Raw genomic sequence first — 26626 nt, 5'->3', positions numbered from 1 at the left:
CCGGCAGGGACAAGCGACCCTGCCTCCCGCGGTCAGGGAAGTGCCCCTGGTCCGGGAAGGGCGCCCCGCGCCCGGCGGAAGCCAGGGCCCGGAGCGTACCCTTGGGCAATGTCGGCGGCCATCGCCGTCGCAGTGCTCGGAGCCTCGCTCTCGCTCAACGGGGTTTTCAGGGGTTGGGCCTGGCTGGTTCCCGCCATCACCACGGTGTTTGTCGTCGGATTGACCTTGGCGGTCCTGCGCGCCTTGAGGGTCCACCCTTTGCTCACCACTTTGGGCGGCCTGCTCGCCTTGGTGTTTATCCTCGACTTCACGTTCTTCCGGCCGGAAAGCATCGCGGGCTTCATTCCCTCCGGCGCGACCCTTGACACGCTGGGTCAGTTCCTCAAACGGGCCGGCGAAACCGTAGTCTCGGAGACGGCACCCGTCTCACCGAACGCAGGAATCGTGTTCGTCGCCTGCGCGGCCCTGGGCGTGGTTGCTGTCCTCGTCGACGCCCTGGCGGTCCCGCTCGGCATGCCTGCGACGAGCGGCTTGGGCCTGCTGGTTGTCCTCGTGTTCCCGGCGACCATCAAGCCGCAAGGCGGCGGGCTGCCCGGATTCCTCGCTGCCGCAGTCGGCTTCATCCTGATCCTCGGTTGCAGCCAGTGGTTCGCGCCGGACTCCCGGTTGCAGACCGACAACGCCCATGGCACGGGGCAGCTCAAACGATCCATCGTGATCGGTGGCGTGGCCCTGGCGCTGGGGCTCCTGTTGCCGTTGGCCATTCCGGGCTTCGATCGCGGGACGTTTCCGGTGGGTTCGCGGTTGAATCCCTGGGGTGTCTCCAACGGCCTGAACCCCATGATCACGCTCGGCAACAGCCTGCGGAATCCCACCGGCGACGGCAGCATCACCTATGCCACGAGTTCCACGGCCCCGGTCTACTTGCGCTCCGTCACCATCGACAAGTTCGACGGCGATACCTGGGCACCGGACGACCGCGAAGCCTCACGGCGCATAGGGCCGGGCCGGATGGCGCCGGACTACCCGCTCCCCTCCGAGCTCGTGCGCCAAGTGACGGTGGTCGACACCGGGCAGTTCACCAGTCCGTACCTTCCGGTCCCCTATGCACCGACAGCCGTCAACGGTCTGAGCGGACGCTGGTCGTGGGATCCGGCGACGCTCAGCATCCGCGGCGAGGACGGAACCACGAGGAACCAGCAGTACACGGTGTATTCGGCGCTGCCGGCCCTGACCTCCGCAACGTTGAGCCTGGACAACGCCAAGCCCACGTCCATCTCGCAGGATTTCATCCAGTTGCCGAGCAATGTTCCGGACATTGTGAAGAACACCGCCAAGACAGTGACGGCCGGCGCCAACGGCAACTATGCCAAGGCGATGGCGATCCAAGACTATCTGCGCTCGTCTCAGTTCAGCTACTCCCTGCAGGCTCCGGTGCAGGGCGGTTATGACGGCAACGGCATGTCAGTGCTGGCCGATTTCCTGCAGCAGAAGAGCGGCTATTGCGTGCACTTTGCCTCTGCAATGGCCGTCATGGCGCGGCTCGAGGGAATCCCGAGCCGCATCGCCGTCGGCTACGCGCCGGGCCACGCCACAGGGGCCACAGTTGCCGTGGCGGGCCAGGAACCCCTGCCGGAATACCAGGTGGATGCCCGCGACGCCCACGCCTGGCCCGAGCTCTATTTCGAGGGAGTCGGTTGGGTCGCCTTCGAACCAACCCCTTCCCGCGGCGTCGTTCCGCCCTACGCGAGCGAGGCTGCCGCAGCGGGCGGCCCGAGCACCAACCTGCATGACGAAAACCTGACCCCGGGTTCCTCGACTCCCGCGCCGAGTACCGCTGCTGTACCGCCCGTTGCTGGTCCGGGAGTCGGATCAGGCACGGCCGGCGGCTCCGCAACCATTCTGTACGTCACCGCGGCCGCGCTTCTTCTTGCGGTATTGGCAGCCTCCCCGCGGCTGGTCCGCTCCGGCATCCGGGCTCGGCGCCTGAGGCCGGCACGGGCCAAGCATCCCGGTTCGGGAGGCACAGCCGGCCCCGCCGAGCCCCGGGATGGCCCCGTCCTGGCATGGGCTGAGCTCCAGGACCTCGCCACGGATTACGGTGTACCGCCCGTGCCCAGCGAAACGCCGCGGCATTTCGCGGCTCGATTGAGCAACTCGGCCGCACTCGGAGCGCCGGCTGCGGCAGCGTCGCCGTCGGGAGCCGCCGACGACGCCGGCCAGCACGCGCTTGCATCGCTCACCGGAGACTTCGAACGGCAGCGTTATGGTCCCCCCGCGGGCATCCCGGCGGATACTACGGCGGAGGAACCGAACCCGGCCGGGGACCGGATCGCGGCTGTCCGGGCCGCGTTCCGGCGCAACGCCTCCTGGTTCGCGGTCTTCCGCGCGGACTGGTTCCCGCCGTCCTTGATGTCCCGTTGGTTCCAGCTCTTGTGGTCACCTTTCCGCTGGCTGGGTGGCATTTCCGCCGCGGCAGCACGCCGCGCGGCAGCATCCGTGCAGAGACTGTCCGGCTCCATCCGCTGGCGGCGCTGACCCAACTAACTCGCAATAGATGTCGTTATGGGCGCCGAAAACGACAACAACTGCGACTCAGTTGGATGGAACGGCAAAAGGCAGGGCACCGGAACCCAAAGGTTCAGTGCCCTGCCTTCATTCAACGGCAGGTCCCCGTTGCGAGAGGTCTGCCGAAGGCTTTGCTAGTCGGCGTAAGGATCCGCGATGCCGACGTACTGCGTGGTGAGGTATTCCTCGATGCCTTCGAAACCGCCTTCACGGCCCAGGCCGGACTGCTTCACGCCACCGAAAGGTGCTGCGGCGTTGGAGATGACGCCGGCGTTGAGGCCGAGCATGCCGGTCTCGATCCTTTCGCTGACGCGCAGACCACGGTTCAAGTCCTTGGTGTAGACGTAGGCAACCAGGCCGTATTCGGTGTTGTTGGCCAGCTTGATGGCTTCGTCTTCGCTCTTGAACGTGATGATCGGGGCCACCGGTCCGAAGATTTCTTCCTTCAGGATGCGGGCGTCCGCGGACACGTTCTTGAGCACGGTGGGCTGGTAGAAGTAGCCTGGTCCGTCCACCGGGGCACCGCCGGTGACGGCGATCGCGCCGTTGGCAACGGCGTCGGACACGAGGGCATGCACGCCGTTGCGGGCCTTCCCGTCGATCAGCGGGCCGACCGTGGAGTCCGGCTCGGTACCGCGCGCGGTGTTCAGCGCGGAGATCTTGGCAGCGAACTTGTCGGCGAAGGCGTCGGCGATGGAGTCGTGCACAATGAAGCGGTTGGCTGCGGTGCAAGCCTCGCCCATGTTGCGCATCTTGGCCGCGACAGCGCCTTCCACGGCCTTGTCCAGGTCGGCGTCCTCGAAGACCACGAACGGGGCGTTGCCGCCGAGTTCCATGGAGCTGCGGAGGACTTTGTCGGCGGCTTCGCGCATGAGGGACTGCCCGACGGCGGTGGAACCTGTGAAGGAGATCTTGCGCAGGCGGTCGTCCTTGATGAGGGGCCCTGTGACTGCGCCTGCCGTGGAGGTCTGGACGACGTTGAGCACGCCTGCGGGGAGGCCGGCTTCCTGCATGACCTGCGCGAAGAGCAGACTGGTCAGCGGGGTCAGGTTGGCGGGCTTGAGCACCATGGTGCAGCCGGCGGCAACCGCGGGGGCAATCTTGCGGGTAGCCATGGCCAGCGGGAAGTTCCACGGGGTGATCAGCAGGCAGGGACCAACAGGCTTCTTCTGGACCAGGATGCGGTTCTTGCCGTCCGGGGCCGCGGAGTAGCGGCCGCTGACGCGGACGGCTTCCTCGGAGAACCAGCGCAGGAACTCGGCGCCATAGGCTACTTCGCCGCGGGCTTCGGCCAAGGGCTTGCCCATTTCCAGGGTCATGAGCAGTGCGAAGTCTTCGGCGCGTGCCGTGACAAGTTCGAACGCTCGCCGCAGGATTTCGCCACGCTCGCGGGGAGCGGTACGGGCCCAGGAGGCCTGGGCGGCGGCAGCAGCGTCCAGCGCCGCGGCGCCGTCCTCCACTCCAGCGTCGGAGATGCTCAAGAGCACCTTGCCCGTGGAGGGATCCTCGACATCGAACGTCTTGCCGGACGCCGCAGGCAGCCACTGGCCGTTGATGAGCAGCCCCGTGGGAACGGAGGCGAGAAGTTCGCTTTCGCGATCGGCGGTAACAGTCACTGTGACTCCTTCGTCAGTCGGCGCACGTTGGAGAGATGCACCAACACTTGATTTTTGTGGAATTACTGTCACGGTACTGCCCGCCGCGAAGCAGTGTCTACGCCTTCGCGCACTGCCGCGGGAGCAAGTGTTTGTGCAGTTGCACAGCCTCAGCTTGGCCGGAACCTACCGCGCCGCGAGCACTGCCTTACCGCGCCGCGAGCACAGCAGAGTACAGCTCGCGCTTGCTGATGCGGGCCTCCTCGGCCACCGCGGCTACCGCTTCCTTGAGCCTGATGCCCTTGGCAATGAGGTCATTGACCGCGGCAACATGGTCTTCGGGCTTGCCCGGCGCCTGTTCTGGGGCGCCGGCCACGACGACGGCAATTTCGCCGCGGACTTCGTTGTTTTCAGCCCACTCGAGCAGTTCGCGGACGGTTCCCCGGATGACTTCCTCGTAGGTCTTCGTCAATTCGCGGCACACGGCGATGCGGCGGTCCGAACCGAACCGCTCGTGAAGGGCACGGAGCATTGGCTCGAGCCGGTGTGGTGCCTCGAAGAACACCATGGTCCGGCGTTCGTTGCCGAGGTCCGCAAGCCGGGCGCTGCGTTCGCCGGCTTTACGGGGAAGGAATCCCTCGAAACAGAACCGGTCCGTGGGCAGCCCCGATAGTGCGAGGGCCGTCAAGACGGCGGACGGGCCGGGGAAAGCTGTGACGAACAGCCCTGCTGCCACGGCTCCCTCCACGAGGCGGAAGCCGGGGTCGGACACTGCGGGCATTCCGGCGTCGCTCACCATGATGATGGTCTTGCCCGCCCGTACGTGATCCAGCAGTTCCTCGGTCTTGGCGGCCTCGTTGTGCTCGTGGTAGCTGATGACCCGGCCGGACACGGTGATGCCGAGTGACTGGACCAAACGATGCAGGCGCCGGGTGTCCTCTGCAGCGACGATGTCTGCCGTCTGCAACAACTCGATAAGCCGGCTGGAGGCATCGCCCACGTTGCCGATGGGAGTGGCGGCCAGCACGATCCGGCCCACGCCGTCGGGCAGGGCGGGCAGGGCCTCCGTCTCGAGGGACTCCGCCGAGTCGGGAACGGTGGTTTCATCCGGGGAGCTCAGCTGTTCAGTCACCCAACAAGCCTAATGCCCCGGCTACCGCTTTCAGGGAGCTACCGGCGGCAAAAGGTAGCATGGGCTGAGTGACCGATACCTCCGTGCGCCCCGCCCCGCAAACCTGGTTGATACGGCCCCGGGAGGCTTTCGCAGCCGAGGCCCTGCGGACGCGGCTCATTGGCAGCATCCAAAGCTGGCGGGATTATCCGCCGTCCTTGAGGCTCTGGTTCTGGCTGATCCCAACCATTACTGCCGTGATCGGCGGGATCCTGCGTTTTGTCCGCCTCGACGCACCGCACAGCCTCGTCTTCGACGAGACCTACTACGTCAAGGATGCCTACTCGTTCCTGGTCAGCGGATACGAGCGGAGCTGGCCGGACAAGGCCAACGATGCCTTCAATGCCGGCAACCCGAACGTCCTGCTCAACTCCCCCGAGTACGTGGTCCATCCCCCGGTAGGGAAATGGATGATCGCTTTCGGGATGTGGCTCTTTGGCTCGGACAATTCCTTCGGCTGGAGGTTTTCCGCGGCCCTGACGGGCACCCTCTCCATCGCCCTGATCGCCCTGATCGCCCTGAAGCTGTTCCGTTCCCACATCCTGGGCGCGGCTGCTGGGCTGTTGCTCGCCGTCGACGGCCACCACTTGGTCATGTCGCGGACGTCGCTGCTGGACATCTTCCTGATGTTTTGGCTGCTCGCAGCCTTTGGCGCCCTGCTGATGGATCGCGACGACGGACGGCGACGGCTGGCGGCACGGCTTGCCGCGCTGGCAGGCGCCTCCAAGGACGGCCGGCCGACGGCGTTGCACCTCGCCTCGGGGCCGTGGCTCGGATTCCGCTGGTGGCGGCTGGCGGCCGGTGTGTGCCTCGGCTTGGCGGTCGGAACCAAGTGGTCGGCGCTGTTCTTCGTCGTCGCTTTCGGCCTGTTGACCGTGTTCTGGGACATGAGCGCGCGGCGTATTGCGGGCATCCGGAGTTGGCCCAGCGCCGGGATCATCAAGGACGGCATTCCGGCGTTCTTCACCATGATCCCGGTGGCCGGAGCCGTGTACCTGTCGACGTGGACCGGCTGGTTCCTTTCCAAGGACGCCTACTATCGCCACTGGGCGGATACGAATCCCTCCGATACATGGGGATGGATTCCCGGGCCGCTGCGCTCCTTGGCGTACTACCACATGGAGGCGTACAACTTCCATCAAGGCCTCAGCTCGCCCCATCCGTATTCGGCGAGCCCGTGGACCTGGCTCGTCATGGGGCGGCCCACATCGTTCTACTATGAGTCCCCCAAGCAGGGAACCCCCGGCTGCGATCTGCCCAACTGCACTTCGGCGATCCTGTCCGTCGGCAACCCGGTGATCTGGTGGGGTGCCACGATTGCGCTTTTCGTGGTGTTGTTCTGGTGGGCGGGCCGGCGCGACTGGCGGGCCGGGGCCATCCTGGCCGGGGTCGCCGCCGGTTACCTGCCGTGGTTCATGTATCCGGAGCGCACCATGTTCTACTTCTACGCGCTTTCCTTCGAGCCTTTCCTCGTGCTGGCTCTCGTCTATGGATTAGGACTGGTGCTCGGCAAGAGCGGGGCTCCTCCGTGGCGCCGCCGCTCGGGCCTCTACGTGGTTGGCCTTGTGGTGGTCCTTGCCGTGCTGTTGTCGGCGTTTTTCTATCCGGTGTGGACGGCAGAAGTGATCAGCTACCAGGGGTGGCGCATGCGTATGTGGATGCCGTCCTGGATCTAAGGGTCTGCCCGATGGTCAGCACGGCACGCGCACAAAGAAGCGGCCCGCCCGGAATATTCCGGGGAGGCCGCTTCTTCGTTCTTGCGGCGGTGCTACTTCTCCGGCGTGCCGGCCTCCGCGCGGATCTCCGGGTCGGGATCCACACTGTCGTCCGCAGCGGCTTCGTTCTTGGCAGAGAGTCCGCGACGACGGCGGGTAGGCCACGTGAAGATGAGTGTCAGCAGTGCCGTGATGAAGACCAAGGCGCCGATCGCAATTCCGGAGTCCATCCAGTACTGTCCCGGGAACAAGCGGATCAACGTGTCGTCGAGTGCAAAGGTCCAGGTGCCGTTGGCGAAGAAGATGTGGTGGAAGTCCGTGAAGAACTGCTGCCAGCCCAGTCCCGCAAGCGTGCCCAGTCCCAGGATGAGGACCAAGGTGACGATCGAACCGGCAAAGAGTCCGCGGCGGATCCCGCCCGTGCTTCGTTTGCGCAGATAGATCATCGCGATGATGCCAATGATGATCATGAGGGCGCCGGCGCCGAATGCGGAGAGCATCACGGTCTTGACATCGGCCATGTGGGAAACTTCGCCCTCCTTGAACAGCTTCTCGCCGTTATGGTTGACGAGCTCGCCCAAGTAGCGCGGCCCGGACCAGTTGCTGAGATAGTCCAGGGCATAGGAACCATACGTCATCCGGTCATCGGCATTGAAGCCATAGCCGTCTCCGGGGAAGCCCGGACGGTAATACTCCACCCACAGGAACAACGGGCTCGCGACGGCGCGGATTGCCAGCACCAGGAGGACCACCGGGTAGAAGGCGGCGAGCAGGACCTGGAAAATGCGGGGCGCCAGAGGCTTGGTTTTGGCGGCCAGCTCCCGCTCGTGGTTGCGGCGTTCCACCTCGGCTTCCGGCGGGCGGACCTGAAGGGCCGACGTCGGCAGAGGCTCAGCGAAGAGGGCCGGTTCCGGCCCGGCCTCCGCAGCCTCGGCGGCTTTGCGGTCTGCCCGGCTCTCCGGCTGTTGTGCTGCGACGGGCCGTTCAGCGAGAGGCCGTGCAGCTTCGCCTGCAACTGCGCCTGACGCGGACCCGGCTCCCTGTTTGCCTTCTTCTGGCACGCGCTTCGCCGAAGAGTCCCGGGCTGCGTCAGCGGCCCCTGCCGGGCGTACGTCAGCGGCCGCGGACTTGGGGGCGGGCTTCATCCATTCGAAGGCCGGCTCGTCGCCGTCGTCGTGGATATCCGCGTCCGGGTCTTTGGGGATCGGGCTCTTCTCGGTCACTTGGATTCACTTCCGTAGGATTCACATGCCGGAGCAGGAACGGTCCGCTGGCAATCTTCTCTGCCTTCGAGCCTACCGTCAGCCCTCGCGGAGAGACGATGAGCCACCCCGTCGAACGTCTGATTGCGGCCGGACCCGGGTGCCGTCAGGCGGCTATCTCCCGGTAACCGGCGTCGTTTGCGTCAAGGTCGCCAGTGGCGCCGGCACGGAATGCCCGCCCGCCCAGCACCAAGGCATAGACCCAGTATGCCGCGAGAACGAGCGAACCGATCAAGATCTTGGCCCACACGGGAAGCGGGCTCGGCGTCACAAACGCCTCGACGAGTCCGGAAACGAACAGGACAAGCACCAGGCCGAGGGCCACCGTGATCAGGGAACGCCCTTCTTCCGCGACTGCCTGCATTCTGCGCCGCGGACCCGGGGAAACCATGGCCCAGAAAATGCGGAGGCCGCCCGCGGAGGCAATGAAGACGGCCGTCAACTCCATGAGGCCGTGCGGGAGGATGTAGCTGAAAAATACGTCCATCTTGCCGGTGGCGGCAAACACGCCCGCTGCGACTCCCAGGCCCTGTGCATTCGCGAACAGCGTGTAGGGCACCCAGAAACCGGTGATGCCCAAGGCCACGGCCTGCGCCCCTATCCAGGCATTGTTGGTCCAGACGGCGCCGGCAAAGGACGCAGCGGGGTTCTCTGAGTAGTAGCCGACGAAGTCATGGTCGACGTATTGCTTCACGGCAGTGCTGCTTCCGAGGGCCCTCAAGGCGTCCGCAGACGTTCCGATCCAGAGGGCGTAGGCGCCGGCCACAAGGCAGAAGAAAACCCCGCACCAGACCGTGAGCCAGCGCAAGCGGTAGAACGCGGCGGGCAGTGACACCACGAAAAAGCGGGCGAGGTCTTCCATGAAATTCGACCGCGCCCCGGTGAAGCGGGTACGGGCCTGGGCGAGGGCCGCCGACAAAGAGGCGGAGAGTGCACTCTCCGGGGCCACGGACCTGATGAGGGACAGGTGTGATGACACTACTTGGTACAAACGCAGAAGCTCGTCGGCTTCACCACCGTCAAGGCGCCGTTTGTGCGCGAGTTCGTGCAAGCGGGACCATTTTGTCCCGTTCACGACAGAGAAGGCATCCATGTCCACGGCTCCACCCTAATCCCAACCCTCCCCGAACAGTCCCACATCCAAGCAGACCCCTCCTCCGCAGCCGTGGCCGCGATTAGACTCGATCCAGCGGGAGCCGTCCGGTCCTGCAGACGTCGTGGCGATGCTTGGGGGCGGGCTTGAGTTCGATCATTACCGGCGAGGCCGTGGTCCTTGAACTGCGGCCGGCATCGTTCGGGGCGAGGGCACTTGGGCTCATGCTCGACGTCGTGGCTCACGTTGTGTTGCTGTTGGGTCTGTTGATCCTGCTCAGTATGGCGGCACCCCATGTGGACGTGGCCGCGGGCCGCGCGATGGCCTTGTCCAGCGTGGTGCTGTGCCTCGTGGCGGTCCCCGTGGCGGTGGAAACGCTGAGCCGCGGCCGCTCGCTGGGCAAGCTGGCTACCGGGCTCCGGATTGTGCGCGACGACGGCGGATCCATCCGCTTCCGGCACGCAGTGATCCGTGGGTTGATCGGCTTCCTGGAGATCTACGCGACGTTCGGCGGACTGGCCATTGCCGTGGCATTGTTCAACAACAAGTCGAAGAGGCTCGGAGACGTTGTGGCCGGAACCTATTCGCTCAGGCAGCGCGTTCCCGCTGAACCCAAAATCCTCCCCTATGCCCCTCCGTACCTGCAGGCGTGGGTGCGACTCGCGGATATCGGCACGGTTCCGGACGGCATGGCGCGGCGGGCATCACAGTTCGTCCAGCAGGCCTGGCGGATGGCGCCGGACTCGCGCGCCCGCATGGCCGCGGCCCTCGCGAGCGAATTGGCGGCTTACGTCGCCCCATCGCCGCCGCCCGGAACGACGCCGGAAGACTACCTGCACGCGGTTTTGGGCGAGCGGCGAAACCGTGACCTGGAACGGCTGCGCCGCGCAGAACAACGCAGCGCCGTTGTCGGCGATCGACTCAACAGGCTTCCATTCACGCGCTAGCCGAGCGCGCGGCGCGCAGGGTGAGCCACGCCGTCGGGCATAACTGCGGCAAGTCCCGGCAGCGCTCAGCGCTTCGCGTAGCCGGCCCAGGCGATGTTCCAGTCGCCGAAGCCTTCTAGCGGTTCCACGGCGGGGGCGCCGGTGTTCAGTACCTGCACCACGTCCCCCGTACGCATGTTGTTGAAGAACCACACGGCATCGGCCGGGAGCAAGCCAACACAGCCATGCGAGACGTTGTACGCGCCGACGGCTCCGTAAGCCGATGGAAGCGCCTGGTGAACGTAGACCCCTGAGTTCGTGAGCCGGTTGGCGTGCTCGACGACGAGCGGTGCGTAGTAGCCTTTGTCACCGGGTTTGAGGCCGATGCTGCCAGCGTTGAACTTGGAGTGGCGCTCCTGCTCCATGATCACGGCGTAGCCGGTGGGCGAGAGCCAATCCGGGCTGCCGAGGGTCACGGGAGCGGTCTTGACGAGCGCGCCGTCGAAATACACCTTCATGGTCTTGGTAGCGTCGTCCACCACCGCTATCCGCTGCGGGCCTGTCGTGAACGTTGCCTTGACGTCTGAGTTGCCGATCATTCCGTTGCCGAAATCCCGGCCGAACAGAGGCATGTCCACTGTGACGCTCGTGTGGGCTGCCCAGAAGGTCTCCGGGCGGATACGAACTTTCCGGTCCGAGTACCAGCGCCAGGCCACCTTCTGGCCCGAGGAAACACTGATCTTCACGGCCTGTTCCATGGCGGCTTTGTCCGCCACGGGCTCGCTGAAGTTGATTTCGATGGGCTGGCCCGAACCCACGACGGCACCGTGGTTGGGAAACACCATGGCGTTGGCCTCGTTGGGCGTGGAAACCGTGGTGAAGGATTGGGTCTTCCGGGTTTCCCGGCCCGCGGCGTCAACAACGGTGAAGCCAAAACGGTACTCAATGTTGAACCCCAAAGGATCCACCGTGGCCCAGGTGCTGCCGTCGGCGCTGATGGCTCCCTTGACGGCCCTGCCGCCCGTGGCCGGGACAAGTTCAATGTCCTTCAGCGTGCCGTGCACGGCCTTCACAGATGGCCCGACGGCGGGATTGACTTCGCGGGCACCGTCAAGGGGCGTAATTCCCAGTTCCACTGCCTTGACGACGGCGGACCCCAGTCCGACATCCGTGCGTTGCGGCGATCCCGCTTCTGATTCGACTGCCGTTTGCAGCAAATCCGGGGCGGTCGCAACACCGATCCCTCCGGCCGCAACAGCGGCACACATCCCCATGATTCCGAGAATCTTCCCGGCTTTGCGCTTCCTTTGCGACGCCACAGCAACTCCACATCCCCCGGCAGAAAGCCAGCCCCCAAGACTGACCCGCCAAGTCTACCGGTGGTACTGATGCGTCCCGGACAGTGCCGAAAGGCGCGCCCTGTCAGCTGGCGTATTGCTCAATTGGCGTATTGGGCCCAAGGGATGTTCCAGTCGCCAAAGCCGTCGTCGAAGTTGGCGTAGTCACCCTGGGTATTGACCACCTGGACGACGTCCCCGGTTGTCATGTTGTCGAACACCCATTTCGCACCGTCGGGTCCTAGTCCGATGCAGCCGTGGGAGAGGTTCGTGACACCGATGTACGGCAGGGCAGAGTCGGTAGCCTGGTGGATGAACTCGCCGCTGGGTGTCAGGCGCGTGGCGTAGTTGACGTCAAGCTGTCCGTAGTAGGCCGGATCCCCCGGCTTGAGGCCGATGGTCGAGGCGTCCATGTGCTCTACCCGGTACTTTTCCATGAGCACCAAGTAGCCGCGCGCGGAAGGGAACCTCGTGTCGCCCATGGTGTCCGGCCACTCGCCCACTTGCTGATCGTTGACACTGACCGTGAACGTGTGCGCAACCGCGTCGGCCACCGCCACCTTCTTATCGCCGATCTTGAAGGTGTTCGTCTTGTTGAAGTTGCCGATCTGTCCATTGCCGAAGTCCACCCCGAACAGCTTGAGGTCCACGGTGATGGTGCTGTTCGCCGCCCAGAAGTTCTCCGGACGGTAACGCACCATGGTGTCGCTGAACCAGTGGAAGGCCCCGACCTGGCCCGACGTGGAGGTCACCTTGATGGCCTTCTCGACGGCGGCTTTGTTGACCACGGGTTCACTGAACGTGAGCTGCAGCGACTGCGCCACGCCTACCTTCGCCCCGTCCAGGGGGTACATGGCGGCGTCGGCCTCGTTCTGCGTGGAAACCGTCGTGAAAGATCCAGTCTTCGACATTAGGCGTCCGGCCGCATCCGCAACGGTGTAATTGAAGGTGTAGGAGGAGTTGAACTCGAGGGGCGTGGATGCGGTCCAGCTCAGTCCATCCGGGGTCAACGCACCATCAACGGTCTTCCCTTGGGCGCTCGTCAGGGAGACCCTGTCCAGGGTTCCGTCCTTGACGCTGATCGTGACGGGCGCAGCCGGGTTCACCTGTTTGGCCCCGCTCGCAGGCGAGGCAACAACCGTGGCAGGCTTCACGACGGGCAGCACTGCTGCCGCCTCGCTGCGTTCACCTGATGATCCCTCGGACTCGATTGCTGCGCTGGCCGCATGCGGGGCCACTGCGGCGAACGTGCCGCTGAGCGCGGCAATGAGGCAGACAACCACGATCCAGGCGACCTTGCGGAACCGGCTTCGCTTCGTCGGCGTCGTGTCCAAGTGCGAGGTGTCCAAGTGCCGGGCACCGCCACTGTCCTGCTCAACGTCGAAGAGCCGCGCAGCGCCCACATGCTCGAAAGTGTCCGCTTGCTCGCCGTCGGGATTAAGACCCATTCCTGTTTTCTCCAAAACTCACGCCCCCAAAAACTCACGCCCCACAGCGGCATCCTAAAGGGTGCGGCTTGATATTGGCTGGGAGCCCGCCTCGGCGCGCCCCAGCCGGTGTACTCAGTACCGGTAGTGTTCCGGCTTGTACGGCCCGGCAACGTCAAGGTCCAGGTATTCCGCCTGTTCCTTGCTGAGCTCGGTTAGTTCCACGCCCAAAGCATCCAGGTGCAGTCGGGCGACCTTCTCATCGAGGATCTTGGGCAGCACGTAGACCTGCTTTGAGTATTCTCGCTCGGCCTCCGGCTGGTCCTTCTTGGTCCACAGCTCGATCTGGGCGATCGTCTGGTTCGCGAAGGAGTTGCTCATCACGAACGAGGGGTGGCCGGTCGCGTTGCCCAGGTTCAGGAGGCGGCCCTCGGACAGCACGATGATCGATCGCTCTTCGCGGCCGTCGGCCGCGGGGAACACCCACTCGTGCACCTGCGGCTTGATTTCCACCTTCTGGACGCCGGCGACCTTTGCCAGTCCGGCCATGTCGATCTCGTTGTCGAAGTGGCCGATGTTGCCCACGATCGCCTTGTTCTTCATGCGGAGCATGTCGGAGGCCATGATGACGTCCTTGTTGCCGGTGGTCGTGATGAAGATGTCGCCCTGCTCCAAGACCGAATCGAGCTTGGCCACCTGATAGCCGTCCATGGCTGCCTGGAGTGCGCAGATGGGGTCGATCTCCGTCACGATCACGCGCGAACCCTGGCCGCGGAGCGCCTCAGCGGCGCCCTTGCCGACGTCGCCATAACCGCAGACAACGGCGACCTTGCCGCCCATGAGGACATCGGTGGCGCGGTTGAGGCCGTCCGGCAGGGAGTGGCGGATGCCGTACTTGTTGTCGAATTTGCTCTTGGTCACCGAGTCGTTGACGTTGATGGCCGGGAACAGGAGCTTGCCCTGTTCGGCGAGCTGGTAGAGACGGTGCACGCCCGTGGTGGTTTCCTCGCTCACGCCACGGATGCCGGCCGCGATGCGGGTCCACTTCTTCGGGTCGGCGGCAAGGCTCTTCCGCAACACGTCCAGGACGAGTGCATACTCTTCGGGATCGCTTTCCGTGGCCGTCGGCACGGCGCCTGCGGCTTCGAATTCGACGCCCTGGTGGACCAGCAGCGTGGCGTCGCCGCCGTCGTCGAGGATCATGTTGGGGCCCAACTCAGGGTCGGCGTCCGCGCCCGGCCAGCTGAGGATCTGCTCGGCGGTCCACCAGTATTCGTCGAGGGTCTCGCCCTTCCAGGCGAACACGGGAACACCCTGGGGATCCTCGACGGTTCCCTTGCCGACCACGACGGCGGCAGCGGCCTCGTCCTGCGTGGAGAAGATGTTGCACGAGGCCCAGCGGACCTCGGCACCGAGGGCTGTCAGCGTCTCGATGAGCACCGCGGTCTGCACCGTCATGTGCAGGGATCCCGCAATGCGTGCGCCCTTGAGCGGCTGGCTCGGACCGAACTCTGCGCGCAACGACATGAGGCCAGGCATTTCGTGCTCGGCCAGGCGAATCTGGTGGCGCCCCGCTTCAGCCAGGGAGATGTCTGCAACCTTGTAGTCGAAAGTCATGGAAGTCCTTTGGAAGTACCGGATGGTCGAGTCAGGGGGGCTCAGGCGTGGCGGGGGCCGACGTGCTGGTCTGCGTCGTGCTGGTCTGAGGCCGCGGCGTTGGCGGCTGCCAGCAGTTCCGGGGGCAGCAGCAAAGGGATTCCGTCCTGGATGGCATAGCGGAGCTTCTCACCCGAGGCGGAAGCGGCCGTCGTGACAAGTTCCTCGCCGTCCTGCTCCAGCGGGGACCCGGTGACAGGGCACCGCAGGATGGACAACAATTCAGGACTGACCTTTGGCATGGTTGAAGCTCCCTGGATGGCATCTCGCGGACGCCGCTGTGGACAGATATGGCAGTTTCCAGAGTACAACCCTGCGGCGCAGCGCACGGTGTCACAAAGCTTGTCATCCGGGGAGCGGCGACACATAAGGCGAGACACAGGGTAGTACACAGGGCAGGGGACGCGCAGTGACTGTCGTCGGGGGGTCAGGAAGGATCGCGCAGGATGCGCAGGTGGCGCCTGGTCCCCTCTGCAGGGGCCGGTCCGTCAAAGGGTGTGCGGACGGCGCGTTGTTCCGGCGCGGCCGGGGCCGACGCGGCTTCACGCACGGCGTTCGCCAGGGCAAGGAGATCGTCCGGCCCGGGCTGAGGCGGCGAGGACGGCATGGCGAGCCTCATGACCTCCCAGCCCCGCGGCACAGTCAGCGATTCCGCATGCTGCCCACACAGATCGTAGGAATGCGGCTCGGCATAGGTGGCCAGCGGACCCAGCACCGCCGTGGACTCGGCGTAAACGTACGTCAAAGTAGCCACCGCGGATTGGCGGCAGGCTGATCTGGAACACTGACGGATTGCACCCACAACATCCCAGATTAGCCGCACTTCCCCGCGGCGCGGTGCATTGCCCCTTTGCGCGCATTATGTCGCGTTGGCGGAATCACGGGTCTAAAGTCGATATATGCAGTCACAGCACCACGTTCCGGGCTTCACAGTCCATTTGTCCGACACCGGGGACAGCCAGGAAACGACGGCGGCGGCCACGTCCGCACGCGGCTTCAGGGAGCGCCGCAGGAACCGCCACGGGCGGGGGTTGCGCGGGGAAATCATCCTTCCCAACCTTCCCGGCTACCGGACGCGTGCCGAGAGGTTCGACGACCTCGTGCTCGATTCCGCGGAGCGGCTGCAGGATATGTGGGGCAAACGGCTCGACGGCGTGGCGTTCGCCGTCGACGAGATCCCGCCGAACCTTGAGCAACTGGTGGCAGAGGGAACCGCGGCGCCGCTGGGCTCATACACCCCGGCAGCCCACGGCGCAGGACCCGTCATCACGATCTATCGGCGCGTCGTCGAGCACACCACCGGCGGCCGCGAGGACCTTCAGGACCTGGTGCACGACGTCGTCGTCGAGTACACCGCCGAGATGCTCGGAGTGCCGCCGGAGACCCTGGACCCCGTTTACCGCCGTCGTTATCAGTAACCGAGCGTGACCTGTACTTTTTCGTGGCCCGCAGCGCCATCCTGGATGGTCAGGACCGAAACGCCGGGTTGATCGCCCTGGCCGAGGACGAGCGCACCGTAGGCAGCGTCCCCTGACGCCGACACGATGTAGCCCGAGACTGCGGCGCCGTCGGACTTGTCCGGAACGCCGATGACCGATGTGGTCCCTCCGGCGATGTCGACCGTTTGGGTCTTGTGTACCTTGCCGTCAGAGGTAACCGGCGAGTAGCTGACCGTGGCCCGGCCCGCCGGCACGCCGAAGCTGAGGAACCGGGTTCCGCCTTGGGGCACCGCCATCACATGCTGGCTACCCAAGCGGACTGCTGCCGGAGACCAGGCGAAATCAACGGGATCCTCGGCCTTGAGCCCCCGCGTTACGCGGGAGGACGCTGCGAAGGAAACATCCGAAGTCGCGCTGACGGTATACATGCCGGCCGGGACGCCCGTGAGCGGAACTTCGGTAACCGAACCGGCTTTGGCGGTCACCGCTCCCCCGCCGGGCAAGGCACGCTGGCCGTTCGGCCCGAACAAACGCACGTCCACGACGGCGTCCACCGGACCGGGGACGGTGATCTGCAAGGCCGGAACGACGTCGGCAAAACCGGGCTTGTCAGCGAGTGACTTCACGGCTGCCGGGTCCTGGACATCCACCCCGGTCATGACCTGGGCATCGGCTGCGCCGGCACCGGGAGTAATGAGCTCGACACCACCGGCGGTGAGGCCCCGGAGGACGCTCTGCTGGATGGTTGCCGCGACGGGGCCGCCGCTGCTGCGCAGATGCACCGAGAGCTGGCCCTCGTTCGGGGCCAGTCCGGCCAAGTTGATGGATCGGGTGGCTCCAGGCGAAACCAGCAAGCCACGGCTGTCCGGGGCTTGGAGCTGTCCATGGGCACCGAACAACTCGAGATTCACCGTAGCCGGTGTGCCCGAGGCATTGCTGATATTCAAAACCGCCGTTCGCCCCAGCGCGGTGTTTGCTCCAAGGAGCCATGCATCGTTGATCGGCTGCTGGCAGGGTGCCGCCGCCAGCCCGCGGAGGTCGCCGTCGCTCGCGGTGTAGCTCATCAAGCCCGCCACCGCGGCCTTCTGGCCACTGATGGGATCGGCGCCTACCACGGTGACCTCGCCCGCGGACCTCTGGGCCACGACGCCGGCGTTCAGCACGGGAGGCCCCGACGCCGGGGCTTGGGCGGCAGCCGGGGGCTTGGCAATGTCGGCTATCGCGGAGCCCCCGAGCGAGGCGAGGTTGCTCCCCGGGACGGATCCGGCGGCGTCGCTGAGCACCACCGCATCCAGGAAGCTCTTTGCCGAACGCGAAACCGGGCTGAACTGGCTGTCGGTGCCCGCGGCGGTTCCTTCTGCAAGACGGGGAGGCGCCGGACACACTGCGGTTGTCTTGCCCGCCGGGACATCCGCAAGGGACATGTCCAGCGTTTTGCTTCCCGACGGGGACGGCAGGATGGATGCTGCCGACACCATTCCGGCCCCTGCAGCGAGGAGCAACGTCGCGGAAAGAGCTCCCAACACAACGGCTTTGTTCTTGTTCTGGCCTTTGTTCTGGTTCTGGGCTTTGCGCTGGCCGCGCTTCCCTGACCCCGCTCTGAGCTCGGGTGCCGGGCCTTGGTTGTCAGACACTGCTGTACTCCTTACGGAGGGAGTTTTGTTCCTTCAGGAGGCCGGCTTTCGGCCTGCGGGCAGGCATGGGGATGGCCAGCAGGACGGTCAAGCCAATCACTACGCCCTGCAGAATGCTGAGCCAAGGCTCCCACACTGTGGTGTAGCGGATCTCGATCTGGCCGCCTGTGGACGGCAAGGTGAAAGCTTGGGCCCATCCGGACGTCGTCGGGCTCAGTTGGCGGCCATCCAACCAAGCGCCCCAACCGGCGTCTGCCCGCTCAGCGAGCACTACCAGGCGTCCGTCCCCGCCCGCCGGGATGTCGCCGGCGGCAGAGGTTCCGAGGGAGGGCAAGAGGGCAACCACGGCACCCTTGGCATCCACCACCCTGACGCGGTGTGCCGTCTCGGCGTCGGCTGCGGCGGCTTGGTTGAGCGGCGTGACCCTCCAGAGCCACCCGGAATCGGTCTTTCCCACAGCCACCAGGCCGGGAACGGAATCGATCCTGTTGGCCGTCAGCTGGGCAGCGGTGTCGGCTGACTTGAGAACCACGAATCCGGCACCGAGTTGCTCAAGGCCTGGCCGGGGATCGACGCCTGTTCCCGCGACAATCGTCGCTACGGCGTTCCGGATGGACGCGGTAGCGTCGTCGTCGGCCGCGAGGCGTTCCTGTCCGGGTGAACCCACGATGGACCGGCCCGCGGCGACAGTGGAGAGCGAGTCCAATGTCGTCCCGGCGCCGCGCATGAGGGATGACGTGTAGCCACCGTTCTCACCGGCGGTGATGACCAGGGTACGGGTCTGTTCCGGCCCTTGGCCGTGGTCGACGGCGGTGGCCGGCAAGGTGCCTTGCCCTGAGGGCTGGACCAGGCGCGGCGTGCCAAGCGCGCCGCTGGAAGGAGGGGAAGTGTCCGCGCTGGCCAGGACATTCTGGGTTGCCCACAGCCCCATGCTGGCCAGGGGTCCGGCAATGAGGAGAAGCGTTGCTACAGCGGAAACGGTTCGCACTGCCGCGCGCTGGACCGTGCGGCCGTCTTCCGCCTTGGCTTTGAGCCGGAGGAGGTTATCGGCGCCGATCAGCGCCGCTCCCAGGAACGCGAACCCGGCGGCGGAAACTGCCGGCCCCGTGAAAGGTGCCACGAGCAGGTTGCCGTCGACACCCGTTGCCACATGTCCGGCGAGCCACGCCCAGGCAAGGAGCAAAAGGGCCCCTGCCCAGAGGAAACGCGTGACGCGCGACCGCCTTCCGGGCACGAAGAGCGCGGCAATGGACAAGAGTAGCACCGGGGCACCGAGCAGCAGGGCAAACGCCAGCGCCCACGGAATACCCGACGGGCCGAATAGTGCCAAGCCCGCCAATCCGCCGTTGACGTCGAACTTCAAGGGTTGGCCGAGCAATTGCTGCCACAAAGGTGCGGCTTCGAACCCCAGCGGGAGGCCTGGATCCGCCAGCAGGGTGCGGGGCCGTTCAAGGACCGAGAGGACGTACGGCGCAAAGAGCGCGGCGCTCGGAAGGAGTGACCACCAAATGGTCCGGCCGCGCCGCCCCAAGGCGATGCCGCAAAAAACAATGAGTACTGCAAAGGGGGGCAGCAGGGACGGCGCAGAAGCCGTCACGACTGCGAGCATCAGGCCCGCCGCGGCAGCAGCCGTCCACGACGGAGTGCCGTTGACGCCCGGCTTCCCCGTCACCAGCTTGGCTGCGGCGTAGCCGGATGGCTGGATCCGATCGTGATTCAGTTGTCGGTCCAACGCAGTGTCCCGCCCCAGGGCCGATCCAGTGGCCCGGAAGAGGGCCAGCACCAGCAGCGGCATCGCCACGTGGGCCAGGAGGGCTCCGGCCCTTCCTTGGTTCAAGGCGACTTGAAGGGCCGGCGCTCCGGCCCAGATCAGCGCGGCAATGAACCGGTAGCGGCGCAGCGTGGTCATCGCGCCCGCGGCAAACCAGGCGCCCAGGCCGGACAGCGGCATGGCGAGCAACAACAGCCACACGATGGCTGTGCCGGAGGCGCCTCCTCCGAGCAATGACACGAGCCACAGGATGTAGGCGAAGGGATCCCCGTGTCCGGGCAAGCCTGCACCCAGGCCGATCCACCACGTGGACGCAGACCGCCAGATGTCACCTGCGGCGGACAACGGCAAGAGGCCTCCGCCCGTTATCCCGCTTGCCCCCAGGAGCCCTAACAGCCCCACGATGGAAGCGGCCAGCGCAACAAATCCGGCGGCCACCGCGCCCGTGCCGATCCAACCCCGCTCATTCGTCGCGAGGGCCACGAAATCGTCGCCGGCGTCGCCGCTCGGTTCCGGAGCCAGCGAATCCGTCTCCTGGAATTCGTCTGCGCCAATCGCCTCGACGAGGGACCGGCGGTGGGCCCAAACCTCGCGGCGCGGAGTCTGGAGACCTTTGACCATTGACCGCGGCACGCGTCGCGTCCGTGCCGCGTTCAGCCTGGAGCGCCGAATCGCCCCGGGACGGCCGAGCGCCGCAACGGTGGCGCCGAGCTGGGAAATCCCGTGACCGGGCTCTTTGACCAGGATGCTCAAGATGAGTCTGACCATGCTCCCGAGCAACGCGCCGAACGCGTGCAGCGGAACCTTCCACGGCGAAGCATGGGTGAGCCTCAAATGGACTTGGCTCTTGCGTGCGGCCGCAGGTGTCGCCAGGCTGTGGGGTCGGTGCTCCACATGGAACATGCGCGCCGCCGGAACCACCACGACCCTGTTGCCCGCAAGCCAGTTGCGCCAGCAGAAATCGACGTCGTCTCCCACTCCCGGAAGCGCGGGGTCGAAGCCGCCCAGCTGCTCCCAGGCATCGCGGCGGATCAGCATGCCTGCGGAATTCACGGCGAAAGTGTCCGTGCGCCCGTCGTACTGACCCTGGTCGAGCTCGTCGGCTTCAATGAGCGTCAGCCGTTCGGCCCATCGGCTTGTGGACAGGCCGGCGTCGATGAGCCTGCGTTCCGCATTCCAGGCCAGCTGCTTGCAACCGGCGACAGTGACCGAAGGGGCGCGCTCGACTGCCTGGAGCAGCTCGGCGAGTGCATCCGGAGCAGGAGCGGCGTCGTCGTGCAACAACCAGATCCACTCCACGGCTCCTGGCTCCTGCGAACGTGGCGCCGAACGGGCCAGGCCGGCCATGACGGCCGCACCGAAACCTGCTTTGTGTTCGCCTGTGGCGGTGACATTGGCCTTGCCGAGGGCCCGCTGCAGCAATGCGGCGGACTTGTCGCGGGAGCCCGTATCAATGCCAATGGCGGCATCTGCCGGACGCGTCTGGTCCAGCAGAGCCGCCAGGGTTCTGGGGAGATAGTTACCGCCGTCGTGCGAGACGACCACGGCGGTAACGTGTACTGCCTTGAGAATCAGACCGCTCGCTTCCTCAGCCTGCGGCGTTCACGCTCGGAGAGCCCGCCCCAGATACCAAAACGTTCATCGTTGGCGAGTGCGTATTCAAGGCACTGCGAACGGACATTGCACGCACCGCAAACCTTTTTGGCATCCCGGGTGGAACCGCCCTTCTCGGGGAAGAACGCCTCCGGGTCCGTCTGGGCGCACAAGGCGTCCGTCTGCCAGCCAAGTTCGCCTTCGTCGTCGAAGTCCCCCTGGCGCGGAAGCCCGATCCATACCGGCTGTGCCGGGTTGTCGAGCGGACGGCGCAGCTCCATGGGAGGATCGTCGAGATCGTCCTCCGGATCTGCCGGCGCGCCTCCCACAAGAGCCTCGTGGGCAGCAAGAAAGGCTGTTGCCTCGTCTTCCAGCGACTCCCGAGTGGTCTCTATATAGCGGTCCGCCGCCTGCGGATCTGCCGGGTCAACATACCAATCCCCCGGAACTTCGCGCGACCGGTACTTCACCGACGCATATTCCGCGACGACTGCATCTTCCTGGATACGCAACGCTTGCCCCATGGCGTCCCTCCTGATGTGTGCAGCTGCTGCCGTGCTCATTCGGTACTCGGTTATGTACCCGATACTCCCGCAGCGGCGTTCGATATCTAATTACACGTGTGTAACTACCGTGCCGTCAAGCCACGCCGGGATAATAATCAACTTTCCGTACTAACTGCGGTCACGCCACGCCCGCGATTTTTTCGCACCATCCGCGCGCCTCCGCGGAAAACGGAAGCATCGACTCACTTAAAATGTATTTTCATTGAATTTCGGGGAAATTGATTGCCCCTTGGAACGTCGCGCCGTCGCCGCCGCCCAGCCCCATGTGGTGTAACTCACATGCTCCAGCGGCGGGCCGCGCGCCTCGTGGCAAGATGTAGCCATGAGCACCCCCGCGATGAACCTGATGGCAGCCCTGCGTTCCGGACACGCCACATCCCCCCGACTGACCTGGTACGGACCGGACGCCGAACGGGTGGAGCTTTCAGGCCGGGTCCTGGACAATTGGGTGGCCAAGACCAGCAACCTGCTTCAGGACGAGTTCGACGCCGAACCGGGCATGAGCCTTCGCCTGGACCTGCCGGCCCATTGGAAGTCCCTCGTGTGGGCGCTGGCCGGGTGGCAGCTGGGGATGGAGCTGGTGCTCGACGGCGGCAGCGCCGACCTGCTTGTCACGGACACCCCCGACGTCGGTGCGGGAGCCGGCTTCGACGCCGTCGTTGCCGTGCCGCTCGCTGCACTCGCAATGCGCTGGCCGGGAGAACTGCCGGTCGGCGTCGTCGACTACGCGGCTGAGGTGCGCTCCCACGGTGACGTGTTCATGGCGCACGCCGAACCGGACGCGGCAATGCCGGCCCTGCGCCGCCTCGAAACCGGACACTCGCACGCGGAGTTGCTAGACGGATTCGCCAAGGAACACGACGCGGGCGTGCGCCTGCTGGTACGCGCGGCCGACGGTTTGGAGTCGGCCCTCGCCGACGCACTGGGTGCGTGGAACAAAGACGGTTCAGTTGTCCTCGTGCACCCGGAGGTTGACGTCACCCAGCACCTGCTGGACAACGAGCGCGTCAGCGGCGCTTGACCGCGCCTTCGCCCTCATCGGAGTCAGCCGCGGTGCTAGCGGAATGCATGGCCTTGGCCTTGGCCTTGTGGTGGGCTTCGATGATCTCGTGGTCATGCGAGAAGGCCGGCTCTTCGTCGAGTTCCTTGTTGAACACCAGGAAGCGGTAAGCGAAGAACCGCACTACGGTGGCGACGAGGATGCCGACGATCCCGGCAGCGAACAGGACGTTCTTGTCCTGGATGTTCATGCCGTATTTGGCGATGGCGGTCAGGCCTGTGGAGATTCCGATGCCAATGCCGTTGATGATGACGAACATGACGAACTCGCGCACCACGTTCGCCTGGCGGCGGTGGCGGAATGTCCAGAAACGGTTGGCGATCCAGGAGAACACGGTGGCCACGGTGGCGCCGACGAAACGGGCCTTGGCCTCACTGTCCGTCATCGGGCCGTGCATGAGATAGTAGGTCAAGCCGTTATCTATGACGAACGCAACACCGCCTACAGCGCCAAACTTCGCTACTTCGCGCCAAAAGAGCGAGGCGAGCCCGCGGATGCGATCTGCAAGTGTGTTGATCATGACCCTCCATGGCCGTTGTTCTAGGGGGCCGATGGGCCGAAGGCTCCATTTTAGCTCCGATTCCTTGGAGCTTGCCGAATTATTCCGCGCCGGCGGCCGCGAGCCGGGTTCCCAGGACCCGGCGGCGAGCAGAATCTGGGAACCAGCTGCTGGTTCGGTAGGCTGAACCTTGTGACTTTTCCTGTAATTGGCGTGGTGGGCGGCGGACAGCTCGCACGAATGATGGCCCCGGCCGCAACTGCTCTCGGCTTTGAACTCCGGGTCCTTGCCGAAGGTGAGGACGTTTCCGCGGTCCAGGCCGTGGCAACGGCTCCCATTGGCGACTACAAGGACCTCGCCGCCCTTCTTGAGTTCTCGGAGGGCTTGGACGTCATGACGTTCGACCACGAGCACGTCCCTACCGAGCACCTGAGGGCACTGATCGAGGCCGGAGTCAACGTCCAGCCGGGCCCCGATGCCTTGGTGCATGCGCAGGACAAACTCGTGATGCGCGCCGCGATCGACCGCTTGGGACTCCCCAATCCGGCGTGGGCTGCGGTCCGCGGCGTCGAAGACCTTGTCGCTTTCGGCGAGCAGACCGGCTGGCCGATTGTCTTGAAGACCCCCCGCGGGGGCTATGACGGCAAGGGCGTGCGCATCGTCCATTCCGCCGAGGACGCACGCACCACCGCGGACTGGTTCGAAGCCATGAGCCCGCTATTGGCCGAAGAGAAGGTTGACTTCAGCCGCGAGCTTTCCGCGCTCGTCGCAAGGACCCCCGACGGCGCATCCCGCGCCTGGCCGGTAGTCCACACCGTCCAGGTGGACGGCGTCTGCGACGAAGTGATTGCGCCGGCCCAGGACATTCCCGTGGAAGTCGCTGCGGCAGCCGAAGAGGCAGCGCTGCGAATCGCCAATGAACTCGGAGTCACGGGCGTCATGGCTGCGGAGCTCTTCGAAACGCCCGGCGTCGGAGTCGGGTTCCTCGTCAACGAACTCGCCATGCGGCCGCACAACACCGGCCACTGGACGCAGGACGGCTCCGTCACGAGCCAGTTCGAACAGCATTTGCGCGCAGTCCTCAACCTCCCGCTGGGTGCCACAGATGCCCTGGGCGCGGTGGTGGTCATGAAGAACTTCCTGGGCGGCGACAACCAGGATCTCTACAGCGCCTACCCCAAGGCCCTCGCCTACGAACCTGCCGCAAAGGTCCACTGCTACGGCAAGTCCGTGCGGGCCGGCCGCAAGATCGGGCACGTGAATCTCGTCGGCAACTCGACAGCGGACGTCGACTCCATCCGACGCCGGGCCACCGTAGTGGCCGACATCATCCGCGACGGCCGCATGCCGGCCGAGACCACCTCAGAGGAGACCGCATGAGCACAGGAAACGTCAGTGCCGAGAACGCGATTGCCGGAAACGCGGGCGCGGCGAACGCTGCTCCGATCGTAGGCCTCGTCATGGGCTCCGACTCCGACTGGCCTGTCATGGAAGCCGCGGCGGACGCCCTGGCCGAATTCGGCATCCCCTTCGAAGCCGACGTCGTCTCCGCCCACCGCATGCCCACCGAAATGATCCGTTACGGCCAGGACGCCCATGAGCGCGGCATCCGCGTCATCATCGCCGGGGCAGGCGGCGCCGCCCACTTGCCGGGCATGCTCGCCTCGGTCACCCCGCTGCCCGTCATCGGCGTCCCGGTACCGCTGAAAACCCTGGATGGCATGGATTCCCTGCTGTCCATCGTGCAGATGCCCGCCGGTGTTCCCGTTGCCACGGTTTCCATCGGCGGCGCGCGCAACGCCGGCCTCCTTGCAGTGCGCATGCTGGCGTCCGGAACCGACGAGCTGGCCGTCCGGCTTCGTGGCGAGCTGCTCGAATTCGCCCGGGAGCTCAACAACACTGCTACCGAAAAAGGGGCCAGGCTCCGTGACAAGGTCGCCGAAGTCTTCTCCAGCGCGAACGTCTCCGCCCGCAGCAGCCGCTAAGGGCCTGAGCAGCCGCTAGAAGGTCATCCCCGGCACTCCCGAATGAACCCTCCGCAATGACAAGGATCCCCTGCCGTGTACCAGCTTGAGAATGTTCTCCGCCCCTATGCATGGGGATCGACGACGGCGATCGCCGCTCTGCTGGGAAGGCCCGCCTCGGGTGGTCCGGAGGCAGAGTTGTGGATCGGAGCGCACCCGGACTCGCCGTCCGTGGCCACCCGTCCGGATGGGTCTTCCGTCGCCTTGGACGCCCTGATCAACGTGGATCCCGTGCACTTCCTTGGTGAAACGAGCGTGGCTGAATTCGGTCCCCGCTTGCCGTTCCTCACCAAGCTCCTTGCAGCCGACAAGCCCCTGTCCTTGCAGGTCCACCCTCGCCTGCAGCAGGCCAGGGACGGCTTCGCGAAGGAAAATGCCGCGGGTATGGCAGCGGACGCACCGGAGCGCAACTATCGCGATGACAACCACAAGCCGGAGATGATCTTCGCGCTGACTCCGTTTCACGCCCTCTGCGGTTTCCGTCCCGCGGCCGATTCGCAGCGTGTCTTCGAGCACGTCGGGACCCTCCTGGACCTAGCCGCCGTCGACGTTCCTGATGTCATCACCGGAGTCATCGCGGACCTTTCCGGGTCCGACGAGCCCTCGGCACTCAAAGCTGCGTTCACCCGGCTGATTACCGGCGGGGACGCCGTCTCCGCCGCGACGGATCAGGTGGTTTCCATCCTGAAATCGGGCGCGCCGATGGGTCAGCACGCTGCGGAGCTCTCCACCTTGGTGGACATCAACAGTGAGTTCCCGGGCGATCCCGGTGTCCTGATTTCCTTGCTCTTGAATCTTGTCTTCCTGTCCCCGGGCGAATCGGTGTACCTGCCGGGCGGAAACGTCCACGCCTACCTGAAAGGCCTCGGCGTGGAGGTGATGGCAGCTTCGGACAATGTGCTCCGTGGCGGGCTCACCCCCAAGCACGTCGATGTCCCCGAGCTCCTGAAGACCATCGAATTCGCTTCCCTCGGCGTACCGCGCATCGAACCCCGGACCTCCGGATTCGGCCAGGATCTCTATGTGCCCCCCTTCAAGGAATTCCAACTACAGCGCATCGAGTTGGCTCCCGGAGCGGAACCCGTGCCGATGGCCCAGGCCGGTCCCGCCGTCGTCGTCGTGGTTTCGGGTTCCGTGGTGCTCGACTCCCCCAAAAGCGAGCTCGCCGTGGAGCGCGGCGGGAGTGCGTTCATCCCGGCATCCGAAGAGCCCGTCATGGTGCACCCGGTTGCCGGCGCAACGGGAACGAGCGTTGCCTTTGCCGTCACAACGGGCTTGGGGAACTAGAGC

General features: G+C 65.5%; 21 protein-coding genes. 8 read left to right on the top strand and 13 right to left on the bottom strand.

The genetic code is table 11. The features are described from left to right. Positions 1-108: 108 nt before the first annotated feature. Positions 109-2538 carry a transglutaminase TgpA family protein gene (locus tag ACSKT0_RS05875; RefSeq protein WP_437772919.1) on the top strand — a complete coding sequence of 810 codons (2430 nt, stop codon included), beginning with the start codon at positions 109-111 and terminating at the stop codon, positions 2536-2538. A gap of 164 nt (positions 2539-2702) precedes the next feature. Here ACSKT0_RS05875 and ACSKT0_RS05870 read toward each other — a convergent pair whose 3' ends face one another. Both ACSKT0_RS05870 and rsmI read right to left on the bottom strand, forming a co-directional pair. After that, positions 2703-4184, bottom strand: coding sequence for an NAD-dependent succinate-semialdehyde dehydrogenase (locus ACSKT0_RS05870; RefSeq protein WP_437772918.1), 1482 nt, complete (start codon positions 4182-4184; stop codon positions 2703-2705). A gap of 187 nt (positions 4185-4371) precedes the next feature. After that, positions 4372-5202 carry a 16S rRNA (cytidine(1402)-2'-O)-methyltransferase gene (rsmI, locus tag ACSKT0_RS05865; RefSeq protein WP_437773980.1) on the bottom strand — a complete coding sequence of 277 codons (831 nt, stop codon included), beginning with the start codon at positions 5200-5202 and terminating at the stop codon, positions 4372-4374. A 161-nt stretch (positions 5203-5363) separates the two neighbouring features. On the opposite strand from rsmI, the gene ACSKT0_RS05860 reads away from it, so the two are divergent. Further along, a complete protein-coding gene (locus ACSKT0_RS05860; protein WP_437772917.1) occupies positions 5364-7010 on the top strand; it encodes a dolichyl-phosphate-mannose--protein mannosyltransferase in 1647 nt (548 codons plus the stop codon). A gap of 92 nt (positions 7011-7102) precedes the next feature. Here the strand turns inward: ACSKT0_RS05860 and ACSKT0_RS05855 are convergent, their stop codons facing one another. Together ACSKT0_RS05855 and ACSKT0_RS05850 are read right to left on the bottom strand one after the other, a co-directional pair. Continuing rightward, the gene (locus ACSKT0_RS05855) at positions 7103-8272 is read right to left on the bottom strand and encodes a TIGR01906 family membrane protein (protein ID WP_437772916.1); all 1170 of its coding nucleotides are present in this window, start codon (positions 8270-8272) and stop codon (positions 7103-7105) included. 145 nt (positions 8273-8417) lie between these two features. After that, entirely contained in the window at positions 8418-9410 is a 993-nt protein-coding gene (locus tag ACSKT0_RS05850) for a stage II sporulation protein M (protein ID WP_437772915.1), read from the bottom strand. A gap of 140 nt (positions 9411-9550) precedes the next feature. On the opposite strand from ACSKT0_RS05850, the gene ACSKT0_RS05845 reads away from it, so the two are divergent. After that, positions 9551-10351, top strand: coding sequence for an RDD family protein (locus tag ACSKT0_RS05845; protein ID WP_437772914.1), 801 nt, complete (start codon positions 9551-9553; stop codon positions 10349-10351). Positions 10352-10416: 65 nt separating this feature from the next. Here the strand turns inward: ACSKT0_RS05845 and ACSKT0_RS05840 are convergent, their stop codons facing one another. From ACSKT0_RS05840 to ACSKT0_RS05820, 5 genes are all read right to left on the bottom strand, one after another. Next, positions 10417-11649 (bottom strand): Ig-like domain-containing protein, encoded by a 1233-nt coding sequence (locus tag ACSKT0_RS05840; protein ID WP_437772913.1) that lies wholly within the window; start codon positions 11647-11649, stop codon positions 10417-10419. A 119-nt stretch (positions 11650-11768) separates the two neighbouring features. After that, complete coding sequence (locus tag ACSKT0_RS05835) at positions 11769-13115, bottom strand: L,D-transpeptidase (RefSeq protein ID WP_437772912.1); 1347 nt, start codon at positions 13113-13115, stop codon at positions 11769-11771. A 114-nt stretch (positions 13116-13229) separates the two neighbouring features. Beyond that, positions 13230-14711: an adenosylhomocysteinase gene (gene ahcY / locus ACSKT0_RS05830; RefSeq protein ID WP_437772911.1), complete on the bottom strand. Its 1482-nt coding sequence runs from the start codon at positions 14709-14711 to the stop codon at positions 13230-13232. A gap of 41 nt (positions 14712-14752) precedes the next feature. Next, the gene (locus tag ACSKT0_RS05825) at positions 14753-14992 is read right to left on the bottom strand and encodes a Trm112 family protein (protein WP_437772910.1); all 240 of its coding nucleotides are present in this window, start codon (positions 14990-14992) and stop codon (positions 14753-14755) included. A 185-nt stretch (positions 14993-15177) separates the two neighbouring features. Continuing rightward, on the bottom strand, positions 15178-15552 hold the full coding sequence (locus tag ACSKT0_RS05820) for a DUF3499 domain-containing protein (RefSeq protein ID WP_437772909.1): 375 nt from the start codon (positions 15550-15552) through the stop codon (positions 15178-15180). A gap of 97 nt (positions 15553-15649) precedes the next feature. On the opposite strand from ACSKT0_RS05820, the gene ACSKT0_RS05815 reads away from it, so the two are divergent. Further along, a complete protein-coding gene (locus tag ACSKT0_RS05815; RefSeq protein WP_437772908.1) occupies positions 15650-16168 on the top strand; it encodes a metallopeptidase family protein in 519 nt (172 codons plus the stop codon). Here the strand turns inward: ACSKT0_RS05815 and ACSKT0_RS05810 are convergent. Genes ACSKT0_RS05810 through ACSKT0_RS05800 form a run of 3 tightly spaced genes read right to left on the bottom strand, consistent with a single transcriptional unit; the run spans position 16162 to position 21711 of the window. Further along, positions 16162-17823 carry a DUF5719 family protein gene (locus ACSKT0_RS05810; protein WP_437772907.1) on the bottom strand — a complete coding sequence of 554 codons (1662 nt, stop codon included), beginning with the start codon at positions 17821-17823 and terminating at the stop codon, positions 16162-16164. The genes ACSKT0_RS05815 and ACSKT0_RS05810 overlap by 7 nt on opposite strands. Then, on the bottom strand, positions 17816-21139 hold the full coding sequence (locus ACSKT0_RS05805; protein ID WP_437772906.1) for a glycosyltransferase: 3324 nt from the start codon (positions 21137-21139) through the stop codon (positions 17816-17818). Before ACSKT0_RS05805 ends, ACSKT0_RS05810 begins: the two co-directional genes overlap by 8 nt. Before the next feature lie 26 nt (positions 21140-21165). Then, positions 21166-21711: a WhiB family transcriptional regulator gene (locus tag ACSKT0_RS05800; protein ID WP_236818426.1), complete on the bottom strand. Its 546-nt coding sequence runs from the start codon at positions 21709-21711 to the stop codon at positions 21166-21168. A 364-nt stretch (positions 21712-22075) separates the two neighbouring features. Here ACSKT0_RS05800 and ACSKT0_RS05795 point away from each other — a divergent pair, with 364 nt between their 5' ends. After that, positions 22076-22774 (top strand): TIGR03089 family protein, encoded by a 699-nt coding sequence (locus ACSKT0_RS05795; RefSeq protein ID WP_437772905.1) that lies wholly within the window; start codon positions 22076-22078, stop codon positions 22772-22774. Here ACSKT0_RS05795 and ACSKT0_RS05790 read toward each other — a convergent pair. Continuing rightward, positions 22761-23333: a GtrA family protein gene (locus ACSKT0_RS05790; RefSeq protein WP_437772904.1), complete on the bottom strand. Its 573-nt coding sequence runs from the start codon at positions 23331-23333 to the stop codon at positions 22761-22763. The two genes, ACSKT0_RS05795 and ACSKT0_RS05790, sit on opposite strands and share 14 nt — an antisense overlap. A 219-nt stretch (positions 23334-23552) precedes the next feature. Between ACSKT0_RS05790 and ACSKT0_RS05785 the strand changes: the two genes are divergently transcribed. The 3 genes from ACSKT0_RS05785 (at position 23553) to manA (ending at position 26623) form a co-directional block, all read left to right on the top strand. After that, the gene (locus ACSKT0_RS05785) at positions 23553-24692 is read left to right on the top strand and encodes a 5-(carboxyamino)imidazole ribonucleotide synthase (RefSeq protein WP_437773979.1); all 1140 of its coding nucleotides are present in this window, start codon (positions 23553-23555) and stop codon (positions 24690-24692) included. An 80-nt stretch (positions 24693-24772) separates the two neighbouring features. Beyond that, the gene (gene purE, locus ACSKT0_RS05780) at positions 24773-25297 is read left to right on the top strand and encodes a 5-(carboxyamino)imidazole ribonucleotide mutase (RefSeq protein ID WP_437773978.1); all 525 of its coding nucleotides are present in this window, start codon (positions 24773-24775) and stop codon (positions 25295-25297) included. 75 nt (positions 25298-25372) lie between these two features. Further along, entirely contained in the window at positions 25373-26623 is a 1251-nt protein-coding gene (gene manA, locus ACSKT0_RS05775) for a mannose-6-phosphate isomerase, class I (protein ID WP_437772903.1), read from the top strand. Positions 26624-26626: the final 3 nt, after the last annotated feature.

This window comes from Arthrobacter sp. KNU40 (assembly GCF_051515115.1).
Lineage (GTDB): Bacteria > Actinomycetota > Actinomycetes > Actinomycetales > Micrococcaceae > Arthrobacter.
Note: the sequence above shows the minus strand (reverse complement) of the source record. Positions and strands in the feature narration are given on the sequence as shown.